Genomic DNA, 2,361 nt, shown 5'->3' on the forward strand with positions numbered 1-2,361 from the left:
GTTCCTGGACAATCAGCCACGTCACCTCGGCGCCTTCGCCGAGCACGAGCTGGCTGACCGAGCTGCCCAGGGCAGCGCCGTCACCTGTCTGCCGTTCGACGATGACGGCCTTGGCGCCGGCGCCGACACGCACTGGCAGGCGCACATGGGTCTGGCCGCCGGCCTGCAGGTTCTGCAGCTCGACCGGCTTTTCGAGTTCCACGCCATCGGCGATGTCGACAAAATATCCGTCGGCGACGAAAGCCGTGTTCAGCGCGCCGATGGCGTCGTCGCTGCCATAGGGGTCGAGCCCAGGTGCTGCGCTGCCGTCGACCAGCTTTTCCGACAGGCGCTGGAAAGAGACGCCTTCAAGAACCGGCGCTTTGGCGTCGGACTTGCCGTTCAGGATCGACACCACGGTGGAACCGTCGACGATCGGCGCAATGACTTTGGCCAAGGCGGCCGGGTCGAAGTCCGGCACGGTATTCAGCAACCGGCGCAGGTCGGTGTAGTGCCAGGATTCGACGCGCCGCGTCGGCAGGCCGTGCTTGATCGTCTCGATGGCGTCGTCGCGCTTCAGCATCACCGCGCCGTCGCCGGGCAGCAGCGACAACCGGTCGCCGAACGCGTCGATCAACGCTGTCTCGGCCGGTGTCCGCTGCGGTTGTGCGTGCATGTTCATCGGTATTACCTCTGGCATCTCACGCTGCTTCGCCGATCACGCCGGCATAGCCATTGGCTTCCAGGTCGAGCGCCAGCGACTTGTCGCCTGACTTGATGACCTGCCCCTTGTAGAGCACATGCACGGTGTCGGGCACGATGTGCTCAAGCAGGCGCTGGTAATGGGTGATGACCAGGAACGCCCGGTCCGGCGCGCGCAGCGCGTTGACGCCATCGGAAACGATCTTCAGCGCATCGATGTCGAGCCCGGAATCGGTTTCGTCGAGCACGCACAATTTCGGCTCCAGCAGCTTCATCTGCAGGATCTCCGCCCGCTTCTTCTCGCCACCGGAGAAGCCGACATTGAGCGGCCGCTTGAGCATCGCCATGTCCATGCTGAGCGAGGCGGCGGCTTCCTTCACGCGCTTCAAAAATTCCGGGATCTTCAGCGGCTCCTCGCCACGCGCCTTGCGTTGCTCGTTCATCGCCACCTTCAGGAATTCCATGGTGGCGACGCCCGGTATCTCCATCGGATACTGGAAGGCGAGGAAAATGCCTGACGTGGCGCGCTCGGCCGGATCCATTTCGAGGATCGACTGGCCGTTGTAGAGGATGTCGCCTTCGGTCACCTCATAGTCCTCGCGACCGGCGAGGATGTAGGACAGCGTCGATTTGCCCGAGCCGTTCGGCCCCATGATCGCGGCAACCTCGCCGGCTTTCACCGTCAGGTTCAGACCGCGGATGATTTCGGTGCCGTCATCGACGATGCGGGCGTGCAGGTTTCTGATTTCAAGCATTTTTTCGTTTCCTGAATATCTGTCCGGTCAGCCGACCGAGCCCTCAAGCGAGATACCGATCAGCTTCTGCGCCTCGACAGCGAATTCCATCGGCAGTTGCTGGATGACGTCCTTGACGAAGCCGTTGACGATCAGCGCGATCGCCTCCTCTTCAGGGATACCGCGCTGCATGACGTAGAATTTCTGGTCCTCGGAAATCTTCGACGTGGTCGCTTCGTGCTCGAACTGCGCCGTCGAATTCTTGGCTTCCATGTAGGGCACGGTGTGCGCGCCGCACTGGTCGCCGATCAGCAGGGAATCGCAGTTGGTGAAGTTGCGGGCGTTGGTCGCCTTGCGGTGCGCCGAGACCTGGCCGCGATAGGTGTTCTGCGAGAAGCCGGCGGCGATGCCTTTGGAGATGATGCGGCTCGACGTGTTCTTGCCGAGGTGGATCATCTTGGTGCCGCTGTCGACCTGCTGATAGCCGTTCGACACGGCGATCGAATAGAATTCGCCGGAGGAATCATCGCCGCGCAGGATGCAGCTCGGATATTTCCAGGTGATCGCCGAGCCGGTCTCGACCTGCGTCCACGAGATCTTCGAGCGATCGCCACGGCAGTCGCCGCGCTTGGTGACGAAATTGTAGATGCCACCCTTGCCCTCGGCGTCTCCGGGATACCAGTTCTGCACCGTCGAATATTTGATCTCGGCATCGTCGAGCGCCACCAGTTCGACGACGGCGGCATGCAGCTGGTTCTCATCGCGCTGCGGCGCCGTGCAGCCTTCGAGATAGGAGACGTAAGCCCCCTCCTCGGCGATGATCAGCGTGCGCTCGAACTGGCCGGTGTTCTTCTCGTTCATGCGGAAATAGGTCGACAGCTCCATCGGGCAGCGCACGCCCTTGGGCACGAAGACGAACGAGCCGTCGGTGAACACGGCCGAATTC

Annotated in this window: 2 protein-coding genes and 1 pseudogene; all 3 read right to left on the bottom strand. The window is 62.3% G+C overall.

Annotated features, from left to right (window positions below; all coding sequences use genetic code 11):
- Window positions 1-661, bottom strand: a pseudogene (locus EN932_RS34160) (Fe-S cluster assembly protein SufD); the annotation flags it as partial.
- Window positions 662-680: 19 nt separating this feature from the next.
- Complete coding sequence (gene sufC / locus EN932_RS34165) at window positions 681-1,436, bottom strand: Fe-S cluster assembly ATPase SufC (RefSeq protein WP_023810312.1); 756 nt, start codon at window positions 1,434-1,436, stop codon at window positions 681-683.
- Window positions 1,437-1,463: 27 nt separating this feature from the next.
- Window positions 1,464-2,361 (bottom strand): Fe-S cluster assembly protein SufB (sufB, locus tag EN932_RS34170; RefSeq protein WP_128369439.1); only part of this gene is annotated, 898 nt, incomplete at its 5' end.

It is taken from the genome of Mesorhizobium sp. M7A.F.Ca.US.002.01.1.1 (genome assembly GCF_004022955.1).
In the GTDB taxonomy this organism is placed as follows: Bacteria; Pseudomonadota; Alphaproteobacteria; order Rhizobiales; family Rhizobiaceae; genus Mesorhizobium; species Mesorhizobium ciceri.

Coding starts and splice junctions, on each gene's coding strand:
- sufC (WP_023810312.1), bottom strand. CDS start 1,436: ATGCTTGAAATCAGAAACCTGCACGCCCGCATCGTCGATGACGGCACC.